The organism is Salifodinibacter halophilus, from assembly GCA_012999515.1.
GTDB lineage: Bacteria > Pseudomonadota > Gammaproteobacteria > Nevskiales > Salinisphaeraceae > Salifodinibacter > Salifodinibacter halophilus.
Genome location: JABEEB010000752.1, coordinates 1 through 235 on the forward strand (window position 1 = coordinate 1; position 235 = coordinate 235).

Annotated in this window: 1 protein-coding gene; it reads left to right on the forward strand. The window is 62.1% G+C overall.

The features are described 5' to 3' along the window. Positions 1-120: 120 nt before the first annotated feature. Positions 121-235: TetR family transcriptional regulator (locus HKX41_13590; protein ID NNC25166.1), on the forward strand; the 115-nt coding region annotated here is incomplete at its 3' end.

A 235-nucleotide genomic window follows, 5' to 3' on the forward strand; every position in this document is an offset into this window, starting at 1 on the left:
GGCGTAGGCAGGCCGCCCCAACGCCGCCGAAACGGCCCGGACGCCCTCCGCCTTAAGTCGGATTTTTCAATTAAAACAATCGTTTATTAATAGACCCACTGATCTATTAATGACCCCGCCATGCGCCCGATCGACCCCGTCCAGCACCAGCAGCGCCGCCAGCAGATCGTCGAGGCCGCGCTGGAGTGCTTCGCCGAGAAAGGCTTCCACCGCACCCGCACTGCCGACATCGGCC